Annotated in this window: 17 protein-coding genes and 1 tRNA gene; 9 read left to right on the forward strand and 9 right to left on the reverse strand. The window is 57.5% G+C overall.

Features of this window, described 5'->3' with window-relative positions:
* The 8 genes from icmH (at position 1) to CAF92_RS04675 (ending at position 11,455) form a co-directional block, all read left to right on the forward strand.
* A complete protein-coding gene (gene icmH / locus CAF92_RS04640) occupies positions 1-870 on the forward strand; it encodes a type IVB secretion system protein IcmH/DotU (protein ID WP_085599508.1) in 870 nt (289 codons plus the stop codon).
* A 134-nt stretch (positions 871-1,004) separates the two neighbouring features.
* On the forward strand, positions 1,005-1,520 hold the full coding sequence (locus CAF92_RS04645) for an Hcp family type VI secretion system effector (RefSeq protein ID WP_085599511.1): 516 nt from the start codon (positions 1,005-1,007) through the stop codon (positions 1,518-1,520).
* A gap of 73 nt (positions 1,521-1,593) precedes the next feature.
* Entirely contained in the window at positions 1,594-3,579 is a 1,986-nt protein-coding gene (locus CAF92_RS04650; RefSeq protein ID WP_085599513.1) for a type VI secretion system Vgr family protein, read from the forward strand.
* Between the two features lie 48 nt (positions 3,580-3,627).
* Positions 3,628-4,059 carry a DcrB-related protein gene (locus CAF92_RS04655; protein ID WP_025339904.1) on the forward strand — a complete coding sequence of 144 codons (432 nt, stop codon included), beginning with the start codon at positions 3,628-3,630 and terminating at the stop codon, positions 4,057-4,059.
* 52 nt (positions 4,060-4,111) lie between these two features.
* A complete protein-coding gene (locus CAF92_RS04660; protein WP_256573607.1) occupies positions 4,112-8,758 on the forward strand; it encodes an RHS repeat-associated core domain-containing protein in 4,647 nt (1,548 codons plus the stop codon).
* A gap of 14 nt (positions 8,759-8,772) precedes the next feature.
* Positions 8,773-9,567 carry a hypothetical protein gene (locus tag CAF92_RS26435; RefSeq protein WP_143516061.1) on the forward strand — a complete coding sequence of 265 codons (795 nt, stop codon included), beginning with the start codon at positions 8,773-8,775 and terminating at the stop codon, positions 9,565-9,567.
* Positions 9,568-9,809: 242 nt separating this feature from the next.
* Positions 9,810-9,932 carry a hypothetical protein gene (locus CAF92_RS27595; protein WP_256220376.1) on the forward strand — a complete coding sequence of 41 codons (123 nt, stop codon included), beginning with the start codon at positions 9,810-9,812 and terminating at the stop codon, positions 9,930-9,932.
* Between the two features lie 1,025 nt (positions 9,933-10,957).
* Positions 10,958-11,455, forward strand: coding sequence for an Imm26 family immunity protein (locus CAF92_RS04675; protein ID WP_085599517.1), 498 nt, complete (start codon positions 10,958-10,960; stop codon positions 11,453-11,455).
* Positions 11,456-11,995: 540 nt separating this feature from the next.
* Here the strand turns inward: CAF92_RS04675 and CAF92_RS04680 are convergent.
* From CAF92_RS04680 to CAF92_RS04710, 7 genes are all read right to left on the reverse strand, one after another.
* Positions 11,996-12,071: transfer RNA gene (locus CAF92_RS04680), tRNA-Gly, on the reverse strand.
* Positions 12,072-12,134: 63 nt separating this feature from the next.
* On the reverse strand, positions 12,135-12,695 hold the full coding sequence (pgsA, locus tag CAF92_RS04685) for a CDP-diacylglycerol--glycerol-3-phosphate 3-phosphatidyltransferase (protein ID WP_025339908.1): 561 nt from the start codon (positions 12,693-12,695) through the stop codon (positions 12,135-12,137).
* A gap of 32 nt (positions 12,696-12,727) precedes the next feature.
* On the reverse strand, positions 12,728-14,551 hold the full coding sequence (gene uvrC / locus CAF92_RS04690) for an excinuclease ABC subunit UvrC (protein ID WP_085599519.1): 1,824 nt from the start codon (positions 14,549-14,551) through the stop codon (positions 12,728-12,730).
* Between the two features lie 5 nt (positions 14,552-14,556).
* The gene (uvrY, locus tag CAF92_RS04695; protein WP_015271036.1) at positions 14,557-15,195 is read right to left on the reverse strand and encodes a UvrY/SirA/GacA family response regulator transcription factor; all 639 of its coding nucleotides are present in this window, start codon (positions 15,193-15,195) and stop codon (positions 14,557-14,559) included.
* Between the two features lie 96 nt (positions 15,196-15,291).
* On the reverse strand, positions 15,292-15,648 hold the full coding sequence (locus CAF92_RS04700) for a helix-turn-helix domain-containing protein (RefSeq protein ID WP_085599521.1): 357 nt from the start codon (positions 15,646-15,648) through the stop codon (positions 15,292-15,294).
* A gap of 115 nt (positions 15,649-15,763) precedes the next feature.
* Positions 15,764-16,195 (reverse strand): GNAT family N-acetyltransferase, encoded by a 432-nt coding sequence (locus CAF92_RS04705; RefSeq protein WP_085599523.1) that lies wholly within the window; start codon positions 16,193-16,195, stop codon positions 15,764-15,766.
* Positions 16,196-16,527: 332 nt separating this feature from the next.
* On the reverse strand, positions 16,528-16,914 hold the full coding sequence (locus CAF92_RS04710) for a DUF488 domain-containing protein (RefSeq protein ID WP_085599525.1): 387 nt from the start codon (positions 16,912-16,914) through the stop codon (positions 16,528-16,530).
* 128 nt (positions 16,915-17,042) lie between these two features.
* Between CAF92_RS04710 and CAF92_RS04715 the strand changes: the two genes are divergently transcribed.
* Entirely contained in the window at positions 17,043-18,659 is a 1,617-nt protein-coding gene (locus CAF92_RS04715; protein ID WP_085599527.1) for an inorganic phosphate transporter, read from the forward strand.
* Positions 18,660-18,791: 132 nt separating this feature from the next.
* Here the strand turns inward: CAF92_RS04715 and CAF92_RS04720 are convergent, their stop codons facing one another.
* Entirely contained in the window at positions 18,792-19,487 is a 696-nt protein-coding gene (locus tag CAF92_RS04720) for a glutathione S-transferase N-terminal domain-containing protein (protein WP_085599528.1), read from the reverse strand.
* A gap of 87 nt (positions 19,488-19,574) precedes the next feature.
* Positions 19,575-20,072 carry a PaaI family thioesterase gene (locus CAF92_RS04725; protein WP_046615602.1) on the reverse strand — a complete coding sequence of 166 codons (498 nt, stop codon included), beginning with the start codon at positions 20,070-20,072 and terminating at the stop codon, positions 19,575-19,577.
* Positions 20,073-20,129: the final 57 nt, after the last annotated feature.

The raw sequence follows: 20,129 nt of genomic DNA on the forward strand, positions 1-20,129 counted from the left end.
ATGAAACAAGAAAACAGCCCCCCAACTGATACCGAACAGGTCGAAAGCGAGCAACTGCAAGCGATGCTCGATGCGTCATTGTCCAACGACTCACCCGCACCGACAGCAGCTGATGGCGCTGAGCGAAAGCCGAAGGCAGAGCCAGTGTATGAAGGCTACCCGGCAGACCCGGACTTCCAGCTACGTGGCGGCTACGACAACCTGATGCTGGATGCAGCCGCGCCGCTGTTCGGCCTGGTGATACGCCTGCGCACACTGGATGCCTTGCCCAACATCAAGGAGGTGCACCAGCAGGTGCGCAACCAGATCGAAAACGTGCGGGAAGAGATGCGCCAGCACGGCTACGAGCCCGCTCAGTTGCTGGCGTACTCATACGGTCTTTGCCTTTTCATCGATGAAGCTGTCATGGACAGGCCTTGGGGTAAAACCAGCTGCTGGAGCCAGGAACCCCTGCTCAGCATCTTCCACGACGAAACCTGGGGTGGAGAGAAAGTCTTCACCGTACTGTCGCGCCTCATGCAGGAACCCAAACGTTATAAGGACGTGCTGGAGTTCATGTACTTCGCGCTGTGCCTCGGTTTGAAGGGCAAGTACGCCATCGCGCCGAAGGGCGAAGAATCCCTCAACGCATTGATACACCAACTCCACGGGATCATTCGCGAGCTGCGCGGCCCTACGCCGGAGACAGTCTGCGATCCGTACACCAACGTCGCCCTAAGCAACTTCCGCATGAACCGGCAATGGCCGTGGTGGAGCCCGTTGGTCATTTCCGCCCTCGCCATGGCGGTGGCCTACGGCATCTACAGCTACCGCCTGCACCTCATTACCACCGAGGTGCTGGAGTCGCTGAACGGCATCTTGCAGCAGTAGCGAGCCCACACACGGCTCAACTGACTTTAAGGAATTAGCGAAGCGTTTGCTTCGTTGACAAGCCCATCGTTCCCGATGGCCACGCCACCCTGGGTGCGCGTGTTTATATCCACATGGACGCAGGAGAAACTGCCATGCCAACACCCGCTTACATCAAGATCGAAGGCCAAACCCAAGGCAACATCACAGCTGGTGCATATACCGCTGACTCCGTCGGCAATGGTTACCAGCAAGGCCACGAAGATCAAATCCTGGTTCAGGAGATCAAGCATGAAGTGACCACGCCCACTGATCCACAGAATGGTCAACCCAGCGGTCAACGCGTACACAAGCCGTTCAAGTTCACCAGTTCGCTCAACAAGGCCACGCCACTGCTGTATCAAGCGTTGGTCACAGGCGAAATGCTGCCGATGGTCGAAGTCAATTGGTACCGCACCTCGACGGAAGGCAAACAAGAGCACTTCTTCTCCACAACGCTTGAAGACGCAACCATCGTCAGCATCAACACCGTCCTCCCCCACGCTCAAGACAAGGTAAACGAGAACTACACGCAGCTGGTCGAGGTTGCAATGACCTATCGGAAGATCGTCTGGGAGCACACCGTAGCCGGTACCGGTGGCTCTGATGATTGGCGAGCACCAGTCGCCTGATATTCATGAATGCTCCGGGCGGGTTTACCTGCCCGGACTTTGTGTCACCTCAGACGGCGGACAAGGATTGCTTATGCCTAGCCAATCTGACTTGCGTTACAGCTTCCAGCCGCTGGTTGGAAAAGCTGAATTCGAAGTGGTGTCGTTCGAACTCCGAGAGGGGATCAGCATGCCCTTCGAGTTGGAGCTGAAACTCATCAGCTTCGAAAACGATATCGACTTCGGCCACCTGCTCGACAAGCCCGTACTTTTTACCATCTGGGACGGCGAACGTCCGGTGCGCTACGTGCACGGTCTGGTCAGCCGCTTCAGCCAGGCTGAAAGTGGCTTCTACCGCACCTACTATCACGCGCTGGTCGAGCCTCAGCTGGCCCGGGCCGACCTGCGCTCGAACTGGCGCATCTTCCAGCAGAAGAGCGTTCCGCAAATTCTCGAGCTGATGCTCCAGCGCCAGGGCATCAACCAGTACGAACTGCGCGCCAGCATGGACCATCAGGTCCGCGAGTTCTGTGTTCAGGCCGGTGAGACGGACCTGGCGTTCATCGCCCGCCTGGCTGCTGAAGAAGGCTTCGTCTACCGCTTTGCACACAGTGAAAAGCTGCACAAGCTGATCATTACCGATCGGCTGCAATCATTCGGGTTGATCAGCCATGGGACCATCAAGGCCGAGGATGACGACGAGGGCTTTTTTGATGCCGACGAGCCTGTAGACCCTGACAGCGTGCTGTACCAAGCCACCGGCGGTGGCGATCAAGCCATACCGTGCCTTCGCCGCTTGCGCTACAGCGAGCAGGTGCGCACCGCTCGCCAGGTTCAGCGCGACTACACCTTTACCAACCCGGCCTACCGCCAGGAACACAGAGCTGCCGGGCCCTTCCTGGAGCATCAGTCCAAAGAGTACGAATTCTTCGATTACCCAGGCCGTTACAAACGCGATGCCGTGGGCAAGCCGTTCACTGAAAACCGCATCACTGCGCTGCGCCACGATGTCCGTATTGCCGAGGTTGAGGGTGACGATGTTCGCCTGCAACCGGGCCTGAGTTTCACCCTGACTGGCCACCCACGTGACGACCTCAACGCGCATTGGCGGGTGAACACGGTTACCCACAAAGGCAAACAATTCACCAGCCTGCAGGAAGAAGCCGCCGGCGCCGATGTCAGCACGCACTACGAGCAGACCGCGGTGCTGGTCCCCGGCCGGACCGAATGGCGCCCTGCCCCACTATCAAAACCACGCGTTGACGGCCCGCACATGGCGACCGTGGTCGGCCCGAAGGGAGAAGAGATCTATTGCGATGAGTGGGGCCGGGTGAAGGTCAGCTTTCCCTGGGACCGTGAAAGCCAGAACAACGAGTTCAGCTCCTGCTGGGTACGTGTGTCGCAAGGCTGGGCCGGTGGTAGCTGGGGCGCGATGGCGATCCCGCGCATTGGCCAGGACGTGATCATCCAGTACGTCAACGGTGACCCCGACCAGCCGATGATTACCGGGCGTACCTACTGTGGTGATCAGCTCCCGCCCTACGACCTGCCCGACCACAAGACCCGCATGACCATCAAGAGCCAGACCCACAAGGGCGATGGTTTCAATGAGCTGCGCTTTGAGGACGAACTGGGCAAGGAAGAGGTGTTCATCCATGCCCAGAAGGACCAGAACACCCAGGTCAACAACAACCAGTCTCTCACCGTCGCTGTTGATCGCACCCAGAGCATTGGCCAGGACGAGTCCGTTGCCATCGGACGCAATCGCCTGCGCGTGGTGAAAGCCAATGACACCCTGAAAGTCGGCGGCGGCAAAAACGACCTCATCGCCGGCGACTACGAGATCGAAGCAGGCAACACCCTGCGCCTCAAGTGCGGCAAGACACTGATCGAGATGCAGGCCAACGGCACGCTCAATATCACCTGCGAGACCTTCAACCTCACCGGGCAACAGACCGGACAGATCAACACGCCCGCATCGAAGCTCGACCTCAACCCTGAGGGCGGAGCGGCAGGTGCCGCAGCGGATGGACGCGATAGCAGTGCACTGAAAGCCGATGTGGATGGGCATTTCAAGTAGCTGCTTGCACTTGCCCGTACGTAAAGACCTCCTGAAAGGACTCCCGCAATGACGGAATACCTGACTCACGACCTGATCCTCAATCTAGGCGAGGAAGCACCTGAAGACCTCACGCTCAACATGCTGCGCTTTCGTGCCCGAGACACCACGTTGGTAATGGCACGCAGCCCCGTCGCCAATGACAAGACCCTGGACCAAGCCATCGATGACCAACTGCGGATGCTGCGAAAAAAGTCCGGGGCAATGACCATCACACCCACGAAGATCGCGCGTTTGGGGGGCGGTGAACACTCCGTCGAAGCCCGCGAAATGGCCATTGAATTCAAGGTGGGGGACAAGCCCAATTTCCAGCTCCAGGCCGCCTGCATGATTCCAGGGCAGCACCGGCTGCTGGTGATCAACTACAGCAAGCCAAGCCCTTTGAGCAGCGACGACATCGAGCACTGGCGCGCAATCAAACAACAGCTCCGATTCACCTGACCCCTTCACCACCCAGGTCAACCTCATTCAGAACTTCTGGAGCTTGCAAGCCATGGCGCAGATCGTTCACGCCGCCCGCATGGGCGATGAAATCCTGCATCCGTCCCTGATCGCCGAAATGGTCAGTGCAGTTGCAGAGGCCGTCATTTATGCCGCAGCCACCGCCGCCGTGGCTGCCGCTATCAGCCTGGCCGTTGTCGGTACTGTCGCGACGGGGGGCGCAGCTGGCATCGCCATCGCCGCCGTTGCGGGAGTGGCGGTCGGTGCGATGAGCACCCTTTCGGTCGGTGAAGACCAGACTGTCGGCGATGCCATCTCCCGCTTTTGCGACAGCCTTGGCAACAGCGTGGATGCACCCGACCCCTACGGAAAGATCGAAAGCGGGTCACACAACGTGTTCGTCAACAGCAAGCCCGCCGCTCGCGCAGCCGGTATTACAGGGCCGCCAGGTGGGGGAGCGGCCGACGCAGAGCAAGCAGAGCCTTCGATTCTGGAGAACGTGGGTTCCATGGCCATGGCGGCGGTGCCCTACCTGTTCCCCGTGGTGGGGCTGGGCATGGCGATACGCGACATCTTCAACCCGCCCGTCACCACGCCAAAGGACCCCGGCGCGGAATCCAAAGAGCAGGACAAGATTTCATGCAGCCGCCACCCGCCTCTGCCCGAAAACCATATTGCGCAAGGGTCGGACAAAGTCTTCATCAACGGCCAGCCTGCAGCGCGATCGGGTGACAAGACCACCTGCGATGCCACGATCGATGTGAATGAGAAGGTATCGCCGAATGTACGCATTGGCGGCGGAACGGCGACGGTTCGGGATATTCGCAATGGCAAGAGCAAGATTGCGATGTTTACCGGGATCATTGCGGGGATACTCATTTCACGACGTTTTGGGCGCATCAAAGGTTGCAAATTGGGCAACCCCGTTGCGGTCGCCACGGGTAGCAAGTTCCAGGACGGTCCAGAGGATGTTGATTTCAACTTACCTGGCTTGCTGGGAATCCAATGGGCTCGTAGTTACGACAGTAGAGACTTACGCACTGGCGGCCTGTTCGGAAAGGGCTGGAGTGTTCCTTATGAAGTTGAACTGGTACGCGTCCCGCATCCTGAAGGCGGCGAGTTGTGGATTTACGTCGATGAAGAAGGCAATCGCCTGGAGCTCGGGCGCCTGCGCGCCGGCGATGCCTTTGTCAGTGTTGTGGACGGCTTGGCTTTCTTCCAGTTGGAGGATGGCCAAACAGTTGTCGAGGACATTCATGAGGGACGCTACAAGGTTTTTGATGTCGACCCGCACGAGCCCAGTCGTTCAAGACTCATCAGGCTGAGCGACCGCAATCTCAATTACGTAGATGTGCTTTACGACAAACAAGGTCGCCTGCAAGCACTCTATGACAAGTACGGCCAGACGGTTGTCCAGCTTCACTATGATGCTGCGCATACAAGGCGCGTATGCAAGGTTTCGCGGCTCTTCCTATCAAACAACGGTGAGCCCGCTATCGAGCGGAACGAGCTGCTGGTCAGCTACAGCTATACCGACAGTGGGCAGTTGCAAGAAGTTCTGGATGCAACGGGCCAGGTGGTGCGTAACTTCGGTTATACCGAAGAGGGCTATCTGAAGCGTCACCAACTGGCCAGCGGCGCCATCCGCGAGTACGCATGGGCACGCTACACCATTCCTGAAAAACGTCCTACACCAAGACGGGCGGACGGAACACCCTATCGCCTGCCGCCTTTGCTTGAGCCGCAACCTGACCACGAATGGCGGGTGGTTCGTCACTGGGGTAGCGATGGGGAGGAGTACAAGTTCGAGTACAACCTCGAAGATGGCGAAACCCTCGTAACAGACGGACTGGGACGTATAGACCGCTATTTCTGGGGCCCGCTATACGACGTTTACAAGCATGTCGATGCACTTGGGAACTGCTGGCAAGCAGAGATCGTCGCCGGCCAGTTGGTCAAACGAACTGATCCACAGGGCGGCGAGTGGGAATACAGCTATGACGATATCGGGCGTCTGATCGAGACACGTGACCCGCTTGGGCGAAGCGAACGCATAAGCTATCTGCGCCACTGGGCCTTGCCCGTTCAGGTCACAGACGGAGCAGGACGTACCCGGCGCTACGGCTACGATGCTCATGGCAATTTACTGTGGGAACAGGACCCACTGGGCCGGAGCACACAGTATCAATACAACCCGGAAGGTCGTGTTACCCGCGTCACCGATGCCCTCGAAAAGACCAAGCACCTGGGTTGGAACACCCGTGGCCAGTTGCTCAGCTATCGCGACTGCAGCAACAACCAGACGCTGTACCACTACGACTTGCATGGCCGCCTGAGCGAAAGCATCAATGCCCGCGGAGAGCAGACCCACTTCCGCTATGACGCTCGCGGCTATCTCATAGAAAGCGAACGACCCGATGGTCGTATCGACCGCTACGAAGTTGATACCGCCGGCCAGCTGACGCGCTACATCGATCCCGCGCAAAAGATCTTGCAGTTTCGCTATGACCGCAGCGGCCGCCTGGTAAAACGCACCGATGCCATGGGGTACAGCGTGAAGTTTCGCTACGACGCCTATGGTCGCCTGCTGCAACTCACCAACGAGAATGAAGAGTCCTACACGTTTGGCTGGGACAAACTTGACCGCCTGGTGGCACAACAAGATCTGGATGGAAGTGGCCGGATATACGAGTACGACACACTCGACGGTGTCACCAGCCTAACCCATGTCCCCTCTTCATACGAACAGCCACCCCTCTCCGACAACGCCCCGCCGACACGGGCCACTTCGATTCGCCATGATTTCCAACGTGATGCCGTTGGCCGCCTGCTGAGCAAACGCACCGAGGATGGCATCACCGACTACAGCTATGACCCCGCCGACAACCTGTTGTCCATCACGTTCACGGACAACCAGGGTGAGCAACAGCAGCTTGATTACACCTATGACGCGAACGGGCAGTTGCTCAGCGAAACCAACAGTGCCGGGCTGCTGCAATACCGCTATGACGAACTGGGCAATCTGCAGACGTTGACACTGCCTGACCAGCGACAACTGAACTACCTGCACTACGGCAGTGGGCACCTTCATCAGATCAACCTGAACGGCCGGGTCATCAGTGACTTCGAGCGCGATGCGGTGCACGACGAAGTGCTACGTACTCAGGGAGGTCTCATCACTCGCACCCGCTATGACCAGAGCGGCCGTCTGGGTAGCAAGACCATCCACTATCGCGATGCCCCGGTTGAAATGCTGCCTTTACTTGAGAAGAGCTACCGCTACGATGCTAGTGACAACCTGATTGCTGAGATTCTGACCCAAACCCAGCGTCGTGGTGTTGCCGACGTTGCAACTGAAGACGCCGCACACCTTGAACAGATCATCGGCCATTTTCATCGCTCCCCACACACCGGCAAGAGTTACACCGGTAGCAACCGGTATGGCTACGATCCGAACGAGCAGTTGCAGAGTACTCAGCAGTCTCGCCCCAACTGGCAAGCGACACAGGTTGAGGATTTCAAATATGACAAGGCCGGCAACCTGTTCGACGGGGCGAAGCTCAACGGCCTGATCAAACACAACCGTGTACTGGTCTATCAGGACAAACGCTATCGCTATGATCGATTTGGGCGATTGTGCGAGAAAAGGATTGGGAGTAACTGGGTACAGTACTTCGAGTACGACGCTGAACAACGTCTGATTTGCGTAGACCAGTATCGCAGCGGTGAGCGCGAACGTGTTGTGTTTCGTTACGATCCACTGGGAAGACGAATCAGCAAGGAGGTTTACCAAGACGAACACTCTGAACCACGTCAACAGGTAGTGTTCTACTGGCAAGGGTTCCGCCTGCTGCAGGAGATACAAAGTGGTATGTACAGTCTTTTCATCTATGCCAACACGAACGGCTATGAGCCATTGGCGCGAATAGATGGAAGTCCTAGCCAAGAGGATATCCACTATTTTCACACCAACTTGGCAGGACTTCCTGAACAACTAACTGATAGCAATGGGGATATCACGTGGCGAAGTGACTATCATGGCTGGGGCAAGACACATGGCGAGTGGCACCGCTTAGCAGAAAGACGACAACAAAATCTTCGACATCAAGGCCAGTACGCAGATATTGAAATATCTTTTTATTACAATATTTTCAGACTCTACGACCCAGATCTTGGTCGCTTCACACAGCCGGATCCTATCGGGCTCATGGGTAACACCAATCTTTATCCATACCCACCGAATCCGACTACCTATACCGACCCACTTGGTCTGGACTGGAACTACGTCCTAGTCGACAGTAGTGGCCCATATTACCATGGGCGCGCATCTGATAAAGAAACCCTAAAGACCGTAGCGCGGCGCCATAGTAAGAACAAAGGTATCGATGGATACCGCTTCCAAGCTGGAGATACAATTCACCAGGTCACACCAGTCGGCACGAGAAGAGACATTGTCCGGGGGATAGAAGATATTGGTAGTCGCGAGAATGGCGTACTTGGCCGTGGAACAGGTAGAGTTAGAGGAAACGTGGATCCTGGCATCTCAGACAAAAACCGTAACCGTTCAGCATATCTTGCTCAAGCAGGGGCGTATTTAGAAAGCAAAGGGGTCACATCACCAACCAAACTTCCCTCTCTTAACAACATGGCTCACCCACACACCCCACCCACTCAGAAAATCCCAAGTATTTGCAAATAGCAGAGCACTCCATCATGAAAATCCCAGCCAGAACCAAAAAAGCGTTAAAGAATTACTCTATAGGTATAGACAGCCATGACGAAGATATCAGCATCTTGATTGAATCAGAGCTATACATCCCCCCAAAAACAATGTCTCACGACGAGTGCCTGAGGTGGCTTGACCATTCACTCAAATCAACATCCAAAAAACTTGTTACAGATCACTTCCTCTACGGGATTCAAAACTTCAAACCTGAATACAGAGCCGCTTTTTCGGCCTTTTCAGTTGCATCAAAGTTACCACGCCACACTTACCAAGGACTCGACGTTTACTGCAAAACTTGCGGAGCCTTCGAGACTCAAACCATAGACCTGACACTTATCAACTGCTCCAGATACCTCTACGGCTCATTAAGAAGCATGACTCCTGCAGATCTAGCTCTCTATTTACAACTAGACACTAATCTACCAGCACCAAAAAAATTCACAAACGAGAGATTCATAGTTCTTTTAAGCGAACTAGCCATCTCTCCAATAAACGAGACTCCCACATCGCTACTTAAAAGACTAAGCAACAATAAGCACTTAAATTTTCCAAAAGAAGAAATCAGAGGCCTACTAGAAACTCTCGGATTTACCGGAATCTTGCAATCCCCTTTGCACCCAGGCTATATCTATGAATACACACCTCCCTTTTCAAAATCCGCAAAAACATCAAAATCTGATTGGCGATACCCCATTGACTTCTGGACAGGCACAAACGGAATTAATGACTCAGCTATAAAATTTTGGTTTTCCGAACAGCAAGATATCATGGACAAAATATAAAAACTCACAGCAATTGGAGTGAGCGAACAATAGAAACCAATATAGATGTATATCTATTGCTGCCGCTCCTGCCCTAGGGACTCTCCGATCAAGTCAGCACAACCAGAGCCATGGAACGCGGTGAAGGCATGGATATGATGAATGTCGAGCTGACCATTCACTAAGCGAAAAGGGCGATCAACAGACATCCAGCAGTATGTCTGTTGCCACCAAATAAAACCACTTGCCCACAGGAGAAAAACATGGAACTCCCTTTCGCAAAATTCCAAGCCCAATACACCAACATGCAAAGTGGTGCCATTAATAAAAATCCACTTTACGCAAAGGTTAAGACAAATGGACAAGAAAAAGCTATTTACCCATAATGACATCATGCTCAACGACTCACTGCCAGGATTGAGCATTAACTCATTAAAACAGATATTCCCTAACAATTTCCCTGAAAGAGACAGCCTAACATCATTTTACTCCACCTATAATGGAGGATACCTTGATGGCGGCGCCTATATCTACAGAGAAGACATTTACACCTTAAAGCCAGACGACTACAACCTCCTAGAAATCGAAGCGTTCAACTTTATACCCGCGCACCCAAACCAGACACACTCAAGATTAATGTCGACAACAGAAAACTAGACTTAAGAATAATTCATCACAAAGCTAACTCCTGCTTTCTTTCAAAAAACATCCCTTTCGCGGGTGACGCTGGCGACAACGACTTCTGGATTGACACAGCAACCGGAGTTATTAGATACACGAGATCAGAGCACCTATCCGATCCCTCGAGCGCAATACTTATCGCTCCCAATTTTCGCGCTTTCCTCGACGCCATAAGAGGATCGAGAAAACCATAATTATGTAAATATCACCATCTGCGTGGCGTTATAAACATTGACGGCGATTGCAGATAGATCTGCAACCACCGTCAAATCAATACTACTTTATGGTCAACCAAAGCAGGCGAACAACAGACATCTCAGCAGTATCTGTTGCCGCCGCTTCCGACCTAGGCGAGGAAGCACCTGAAGACCTGACGCTCAACATGCTGCGCTTTCGTGCTCGAGACACCACGTTGGTAATGGCGCGCAGCCCCGTCGGCAACGACAAGACTCTAGACCAAGCCATCGATGACCAACTGCGGATGCTGCGAAAAAAGTCCGGGGCAATGACCATCACACCCACGAAGATCGCGCGTTTGGGGGAGGTGAGCACTCCGTCGAAGCTCGAGAAATGGCCATTGAATTCAAGGTGGGGGACAAGCCCAACTTCCAGCTCCAGGCCGCCTGCATGATTCTAGGTCAGCACCGGCTGCTGGTGATCAACTACAGCAAGTCAACATGCCACTCAACATCAATTAAGCCAGCAAGAACAAAAAAATAGGAGCTTGCCCATGAAAGAACTAAAAACCTGGAAGTGGGAAGATAAAGAGAGAACAATGCTGAGAAAAATCTCTGTTGGAGATATATTTTGCCTCACCAAAGACAACAGCAACTATCATTTCGGTAAAATCTTGTCAAAAATGATTGTAGGCCACGCAGTCGAAATATTAAATATCACTAAAGACAGCCCATCAATCACCCAGCAAGAACTTGAACAATCAGCCTTAGCAGGCCGACCGCTACTGCTAGATAGTTACGCTTTATTCGACAAGAAAATTGACAAAGGTGGCGACTGGAGAATAATTGGCCATCAAGAGATATCATCACCAGAATCCTATCGAAACTACTACTTCCTGTACGGAACACACAACAACTGGAAAAAAGTCAACATCCTCAATGAGGAAGTTGAAATATCAAATACAGAGGCCCTAACGCTCCCCTTGCTTAAAGCTCTTAGCAATCACAGATTCTGGGAAACAATAAACGAAGAACTAAAGCTAAACTGGTAAAACCATAATTTCACCAGCATAAGTGTACGCAACCGGACTTGTCGACCAATGAGATGTCCATGCAGTTCATGCACGAAGAACACCATGGACCTCATCGTCACATCGGCGGAGCACACGAGGCTACCTTGGTCGGCCCGAAGGGAGAAGAGATCTATTGCGATGAGTGGGGCCGAGTAAAGGTCAGCTTTCCCTGGTACCGTGAAAGCCAGAACAACGAGTCAGCTCCTGCCGGGTGCGGATATCCCAAGGCTAGGCCGGTAGCTGCTGGGGCTTGATGAAGAGCTCGGAGACCACACCCCACACCTCGTCCGAGTATTCGTAACGCCTAGCCATCACAGAATGCCTTTCCGTCGATGCGGGGGGACTCTGCAAAGTTTCAGCGTTCGAGGGGCGGTGATTGGGTTTCTTGGGATTTCGTACAAAGCCTGGAAAGGCCCGAATGCCATGGATCCTGATGGATCTGACTGAAACGAAAAAAGACGCCGAAGCGTCTTTTTTCAATGATTTACAGATTTCCATGGAACCCTGTAAATCTATATTTGGAGCGGGAAACGAGACTCGAACTCGCGACCCCGACCTTGGCAAGGTCGTGCTCTACCAACTGAGCTATTCCCGCGTCGTGATGGGTGCCATTCTAGCGATTTCTAAAACAGCGTCAACCCCTTGATTCAAAAAACTTTTATTTCTGCTCAGAGCCTTCGCGCAGGTGCGGCCAGGCGGCCAGCAGGTAGTGTACCATCGACCACAGGGTCAGCCCCGCCGCCACCAGCAGCAGCGCATAACCGAGGATTACCCAGAAGGTGACCGCTGGCGGGTTGCCCAGCAGGATCACCAGTGCCAGCATCTGTGCCGCGGTTTTCCACTTGCCGAGGTTGGACACCGCCACATGCGCCCGCGCACCCAGCTCGGCCATCCACTCGCGCAGCGCCGACACCACGATCTCGCGGCCGATGATCACCGCGGCCGGAAGGGTCAGCCAGAAGTTGGCGTGGGTCTGCACCAGCAGCACCAGGGCCACCGCCACCATCAGCTTGTCGGCCACAGGGTCGAGGAAGGCACCGAACGGCGTGCTCTGCTGCAGGCGGCGCGCCAGGTAGCCGTCCAGCCAGTCGGTGGCGGCGGCAACGGCGAACACGCTGCTGGCGGCCATGTAGCTCCAGTGATAGGGCACATAGAACAGCAGGATGAAGATCGGGATGAGCAGGACGCGTAGAACGGTGAGCAGGTTTGGAATATTCATCGGTACGACTGGCCGCAAGTTGAGCCCGCATTCTACTCGCTATGCAGGCTGGCATAAATCGACTCGGCAAGCTTTTTACTGATGCCGGGTGCTTTGGCGATTTCATCGACACTGGCGCGATTGAGCTCCTGCAGGCCGCCGAAATGTTTCAGCAGGTCGCGCCGGCGCTTGGGCCCTACCCCGGCCACATCCTCCAGGCTGGACACCCGGCGGGCCTTGCCACGGCGGGCGCGGTGGCCGGTGATGGCGAAACGGTGGGCCTCGTCGCGGATCTGCTGGATCAGGTGCAAGGCCGGTGAGTCGCCCTTGAGGGTGAACTCGTGGTGCACGTCGTTCAGGTACAGGGTTTCGAAACCGGCCTTGCGCGTCACGCCCTTGGCCACGCCAAGCAGGGTCAGGTCGCTGAAGCCCAGCTCCTGCATCACGTCACGGGCCATGTTCAGCTGGCCTTTGCCGCCGTCCACCAGCAACACGTCTGGCAGCTTGCCCTCGCCATCCTTGATGCGCCCGTAACGGCGGGTCAGGGCCTGGTGCATGGCGGCGTAGTCGTCACCGCCGGTGACGCCTTCGATGTTGAAGCGGCGGTAGTCGGACTTGAGCGGGCCTTCGGGGCCGAACACCACGCAACTGGCCACGGTAGCTTCGCCGCTGGAATGGCTGATGTCGTAACACTCCAGGCGCTGCGGCACCTCGTCCAGGCCCAGCACCTCGGCCAGTGCCTCGAACCGTGCGGCCATGTGCTGGCGGTTGGCCAGGCGGGCATTGAGCGCCTGCTCGGCGTTAGTCACCGCCAGTTGCTGCCAGCGGGCGCGGGTACCGCGTACCCGGTGGCTGATGGTCAGCTCGCGGCCGCGCAGGGTCTGCAGGGCTTCGCTGATGGCTGCGAAGTCTTCGTGCACCACGTTGACGATCAGTTCGCCCGGCAATTCGCGCTCGGCATTGCCCAGGTAGTACTGGGAGAGGAACGCGGCCATCACTTCGGCTACCTCCTCTTCGATGCCCACCTGCGGAAAGAAATTCTTGCTGCCCAGCACCCGCCCGCCACGCACACTGATCAGGTGCACGCAGGCGCCACCGGGGTTGACGAAGGCGGCGATAACGTCGACGTCGCCGCTGCCGCCTTCGATGTACTGCTGGTCCTGGACGCGGCGCAGCAAGGCGATCTGGTCACGCAACTCGGCGGCCTTCTCGAAATTGAGGGCCATGGCGGCCTTCTCCATTTCGGCATTGAGCTCATTGCCCAGTTGCTGGCTACGCCCTTCGAGGAACATCACCGAGTGGCGCACGTCCTCGGCATATTCCTCGGCGGTCACCAGGCCCGTGCAGGGCCCTTTGCAGCGCTTGATCTGGTATTGCAGGCATGGCCGGGTGCGGTTGGCGAAGTAGCTGTCTTCACACTGGCGCACCGAAAAGGCCTTTTGCAGCAGGCTGAGGCTTTCACGAATGGCCCCGGCGCTGGGGTACGGGCCAAAGTAGCGGCCCTTGGCCTTCTTCGCCCCACGGTGAATACCCAGCCGCGGGAACTCGCCGTCGGAAAGGAACACATAGGGGTAGGATTTGTCGTCGCGCAGCAGGATGTTGTACGGCGGCCGCCATTCCTTGATCAGGTTCTGCTCCAGCAGCAGCGCCTCGGTTTCATTGGCGGTGATGGTGGTTTCGACCTGGGCGATGCGCGCCACCAGCGCGGCGGTCTTGGGCGCCAGGCCGGTCTTGCGAAAATAGCTGGCCAGGCGTTTCTTGAGGTTCTTGGCCTTGCCCACGTAAAGCAACCGGGCTTCGCCATCGAACATCCGGTAGACGCCCGGGCGACCACTGCAGGTCGCCAGGAATGCGCTGGCATCGAAAACTTGAGACATGAGGTTTACAGGCTTGCGTCGACCATACCGTGGCGAACGGCCAGCAAGGTCAGTTCGACGTCGCTGGTGACCGAGAGTTTTTCAAAGATCCGATAACGGTAAGTATTGACGGTCTTGGGCGAGAGGCACAACTTGTCGGAAATGATCTGCACTTTCTGGCAGCCGACGATCATCAGGGCAATCTGGATTTCCCGCTCCGACAAGGCATCGAACGGCGAGCCCTGTGGCTGGAATGGCTTCAGCGCCATCTGCTGGGCAATCTGCGGGCTGATGTAGCGCTGGCCGGCGAAGGCCAGGCGGATGGCCTGGACCATTTCGTCAAGGCCGGCGCCCTTGGTAAGGTAGCCAGCAGCGCCGGCCTGCAGCAGGCGCGTGGGGAACGGGTCTTCCTCGCACACGGTCACGGCAACCACCTTGATGTCCGGGTGGCTGCGCAGCAGCTTGCGGGTGGCCTCCAGGCCGCCAATGCCGGGCATTTTCACGTCCATCAGCACCACATCCGGCTTCAGTTCACGGGCCAGCCTGAGTGCCGACTCGCCCGAATCGCCCTCACCCACCACCTGCAGGCCATCGATGTCGGCCAGCATGCGTGTAATACCGGTTCGTACCAGATCGTGATCGTCGACCACTAAGACCCTAATCAAGCACACACCTCGTCAGCAGGGCGATTGGATCCTGCCACCTTAACAAAATTTTTCACGGCGGACCTAACGCATTCCTTCCGTAAGAAACGCCTGACGTTAAACCGTAAGCGGCCTCACTGTCTGCCTGGATTTGTCGTTGTTGGTCAACCGCCGCAACAAATGCCACAGTGCCGCCCGATCGTCGCACGACAACTGCCGGAAAGCCCCCAGCAAACAGGACTCATCGGCGCTCAGCCCCTCGAGCGGTACCGGGGTGCGGATACCGCTGAGCACATATAGCGCATCTACACCTCGGGTTGCCAATGCCGCCAGGTAATCAACCCGTGGCGTGCGTTCACCACTCTCGTATTTGCCCTGGGCATTGGGTTCGACCCCGCCGATATCGCCAAACACGCGTTGGGTCATCCCCAGACGTTCTCGCTCTTCCCGCAGCCGCGGACCGATTCCATTCATGGGGGTCTCCTTATCCCTGATCACAGTCATGTACGGCCTACCTACCTGCAGGCGGCCGTGAACGCCTGGGCACTATGCCGATGCTCAACAGTCGCGACAAGCCATCATTGAGCTATTAGTCGATCATGCGCTGCATGCGCACAAAGCATTCGTCCTCACCCATTGCGACGAAACCATGGCGCTGGTAGAGCACACGCGCCGGGTTGCTGCGAAACACCATCAGCCGCAGCAGCGGCAGGTGCCGCTGGCGGGCCCACAATGCCAGCTGCTCCAGCACCCAGCTGCCGACCCCACGTCGACGGTGCTCGGGTAGCAGGTGCAACTCGCGGATGAACAGCGCCTGGCGGTCCTGGCTGAGGCTGCAGAAACCGAGCACGGCGTCGCCTTCAGTCACCAGCCACTGCTCGCGCCAGCCCCAGGCTTCGTCGAAGGCTTCCTCTAGCCAAAGCAGGTCGTATTCGCGGTAGTACGGCAGCATGGCGCGGCGCGTGAGGTCACGGGCGAAGGTGCGGTGGGTGTCGTTGGCGGGGGTCAGTTTCAGGGACATCACATTTCGGACTCTTCGGTTTGCCAGGCCCGGCCCTATCGCCGGCAAGCCAGCTCCCACAGGTACAGCGATAGCCTTGAAGGCAGCGCCGTACCTGTGGAGCAACTGTCTTGTATTGCCTGTTTTGGCCCTATCGCCGGCAAGCCAGCTCCCACAGGTACAGCGATAGTCTTGAAGGCAGCGCCGTACCTGTGGAGCAACTGTCTTGTGTTGCGTGTTTTGGCCCTATCGCCGGCAAGCCAGCTCCCAGAGTTACAACGATAGTCTTGAAGGCAGCGCCGTACCTGTGGGAGCTGGCTTGCCGGCGATAGGGCCAGCACAACGAATAACAATCATGGGGCATAGCACACGGGCGAACTGCCGGGCCCACGCCGGTCCAGTTCGTCCTCCAGCCATTCAGCCAACACCCGGGCATTGTTGTACTCGGTATCCTTGCCCGCATAAAGCAATGTCAGCGTGCCCTTTCCGGCCTGGTCCAGCAGCGGGTACCAATACTCGGGGTGGGCCGCCAGCTCTTGCTGGTAACGCTGAGTGAAGCCGGCGAAATCCACTTCACCCTGGTGAAACGCCTTGCGCAACTCATCCGAGGGTGCAACTTCGCGCAACCACTGCCCGTGCAGGTCTTCCTTGCGCTTGTTGCGCGGCCACAGGCGATCGACCAGTACGCGCAGGCCGTCGTCTTGCTCAACCGCATCGTAGACACGCTTGCAGCGAATCATGGGTCTCTCCTGCCATTACCGTCCGTCTTGAGCCTAGATAAATCATTGATCGAGGTCACGGCCGGGTTACGAATTGTTTCTATGCTCAAGGCCTTCGGCACCCTTGCCCCACCCCGACCGGAGCCACCATGGCAACCCCCTCACTGGCCAGCTTGCCGCAACTGGCCCAACGCGATGCCCGCCCGCAACTTGCCCACAAGCCCGGGCGAGCCACCCTGGTGTTGTTCTTCGGCCTGCTGCTGGCCGGTATCGCCTACACCGCCTGGAGCCTGAAGCAGGATGTGACGGCCAGCGGCACGGTAATCACCACGGTCACGCCATTCCTGCTGCTGGGCCTGGCGTTGCTGATTGCCCTGGGCTTCGAGTTCGTCAATGGCTTCCACGACACCGCCAACGCGGTTGCCACCGTCATCTACACCCACTCGTTGCCGGCCCCCGTCGCCGTGGTCTGGTCCGGGCTGTGCAATTTCCTCGGCGTGCTGCTTTCCAGTGGCGCGGTGGCGTTCGGCATCATCGCCCTGCTGCCGGTGGAGCTGATTCTGCAGGTCGGCTCCTCGGCCGGTTTCGCCATGGTCTTCGCCCTGCTGTTGGCAGCGATCATCTGGAACCTCGGCACCTGGTGGCTGGGCCTGCCGGCATCATCCTCGCACACCCTGATCGGTTCGATCATCGGTGTGGGCGTGGCCAATGCCCTGATGCACGGGCGCGACGGTACCAGCGGCGTGGACTGGGCCCAGGCCAGCAAGGTCGGTTACGCCCTGCTGTTCTCGCCACTGATCGGCTTTGCCTGTGCCGCCCTGTTGCTGCTGGCCCTGCGCGCGCTGGTCAAGCGCAAGGCGCTGTACCAGGCGCCGGAAGGCCAGACACCACCACCGTGGTGGATTCGCGGTGTACTGATCCTGACCTGCACCGGGGTGTCCTTTGCCCACGGCTCCAACGACGGCCAGAAAGGCATGGGCCTGATCATGCTGATTCTGGTTGGCACCCTGCCGATGGCTTATGCATTGAACAAGACCATGCCCAATGGACAGGCCTTGCAGTTTTCCGCAGTCGCCGCGGTTACCCGCCAGGCACTGGTGCGCGACGCCCCGCAAGCAGCACCGGCCGACCCACGCCAGGTGCTGACCACGTTCATTGCCGAGCCCAGGGCCAACCCCCAACTGATACCAGCGCTGGCGGCACTGACCGGCATGATCGGCGAAGAGGTCAAAGGTTATGGCTCGCTCAAGCGGGTACCGGCAGAAGCCATGGCCAACGTGCGCAACGACATGTACCTGACCAGCGAAGCCATCCGCCTGATCGAGAAGAATCAGCTGGTGATGTTCGATGCAGACACGCGCAGTAAGGTGCTGCTATTCAAGACCCAGCTGGACGATGCCACCCGCTACATCCCGCTGTGGGTGAAAGTGGCCGTGGCCATCGCACTGGGGCTGGGCACCATGGTCGGCTGGCGGCGCATCGTGGTGACGGTAGGCGAGAAGATCGGCAAGACCCACCTCAGCTATGCCCAAGGGGCTTCGGCCGAAGTGGTGGCAATGTGCACCATTGGTGCGGCGGACATGTTCGGGCTGCCGGTGTCGACCACCCACGTGCTGAGTTCCGGGGTGGCCGGGACCATGGTGGCCAACGGGTCGGGGATACAGAAGCGTACGCTGGTCAACCTGTTGATGGCCTGGGTGCTGACCCTGCCGGCAGCGATGCTGTTGGCCGGCAGCCTGTACTGGCTGCTGCACCACATCTTCTGAGCCTGAAAACAGTTTCGCCTTCACTGGCCCTATCGCCGGCAAGCCAGCTCCCACAGGAACAGCACAGACCTCAAGCCCTGTGCATTACCTGTGGGAGCCGGCTTGCCGGTGATAGGGCCCTTACAGCCAACCTCAACCTGGAATTTTCAGCCCGCGTTGCACGGCCGGCCGCTCGAGGAACGCCGCCAGCACCCGCTGCACTTCCTTGAACTGATCGAAGCCGACCAGGTCTCGGGCGTTGTAACGCTCAACCAGGTTACGCACCCACGGGAAGATCGCGATATCGGAAATGCTGTACTCGTCGACCATCCATTCCCGGCCGTTCAGATGCCGGTCCAGAACACCGAGCAGGCGCTTGGACTCGTTGACATAACGGTCCCGCGGGCGCTTGTCCTCGTATTCCTTGCCAGCGAAGAAATGGAAGAACCCGACCTGGCCGAACATCGGCCCGATGCCACCCATCTGGAACATCAGCCACTGCAAGGTCTGGTAACGCTGGGCCGGGTCCTGGCTGAGCAACTGGCCGCTCTTCTCCGCCAGGTACTGCAGGATCGCCCCCGACTCGAACAGCGGCAGCGGCTGGCCGCCAGGGCCATTGGGGTCGAGGATGGCCGGGATCTTGTTGTTGGCACTGAGCGAGATGAACTCAGGGCTCAGCTGGTCATCATTGTCGAAGCTGACCTTGTGCGGCTCATAGGCCAGGCCAATCTCTTCGAGCATGATCGACACCTTGACGCCGTTGGGCGTCGGCAGCGAGTAAAGCTGCAGGCGCTCGGGGTGTCTGGCGGGCCATTTGCGGGTAATGGGGAAAGCACTGAGATCGGTCATGATCAACCTTGCCTGGGGAATGAAGCTCTCACTCTAGAGACATCCCCGGCCGCTGACCATCACCGACCACTCATCAGCACTGGCACCTCACGCCTGGCCGTGGGCCTTGAGCTTGAGCTTTTCGGTATCGACGCGAACGAATACCGAGTCGGCAGTCACTGTCAGCACATCATCGGCCCAGACTTCGCAGATCACCCGGGTCTTGCGCCCGACTTCACCTTCCACACGCGCCTTGAGCAACAGTTCGACGCCCATGGGCGTGGGCTTGAGGTAGTTCAGGCCAAGGCTGCCAGTGACGCAGTCGATGCGCGGCAGGCTGCCCGCTTCGCGACCTTCGTTGCGGTAGTGGTAAGCCATTGCCGTCCAGTTGGAGTGGCAGTCGACCAGCATCGCCAGCAACCCGCCGTAGACCAGGCCGGGCCAGCCGATGAAGGTGCTGTCGGGCGCGTGCCGGCACACCAGGTGGATGCCGTCGGCGTCCCAGTGGCTTTGCAGGTGCAGGCCGCTGGGGTGGGAGCAACCGCAGCCGTAGCAAGTGCCGTCGGGTGCGGCGAGGGCCTGGAGGGAAAGGGGGTGGTCGTTCATACGCTTCCTGTGCTTATTGATATGGGGGGGCGCGCAACGCCCCCACATTAAAGCAGA

The organism is Pseudomonas sp. B10(2017) (assembly GCF_002113295.1).
GTDB lineage: Bacteria > Pseudomonadota > Gammaproteobacteria > Pseudomonadales > Pseudomonadaceae > Aquipseudomonas > Aquipseudomonas pudica.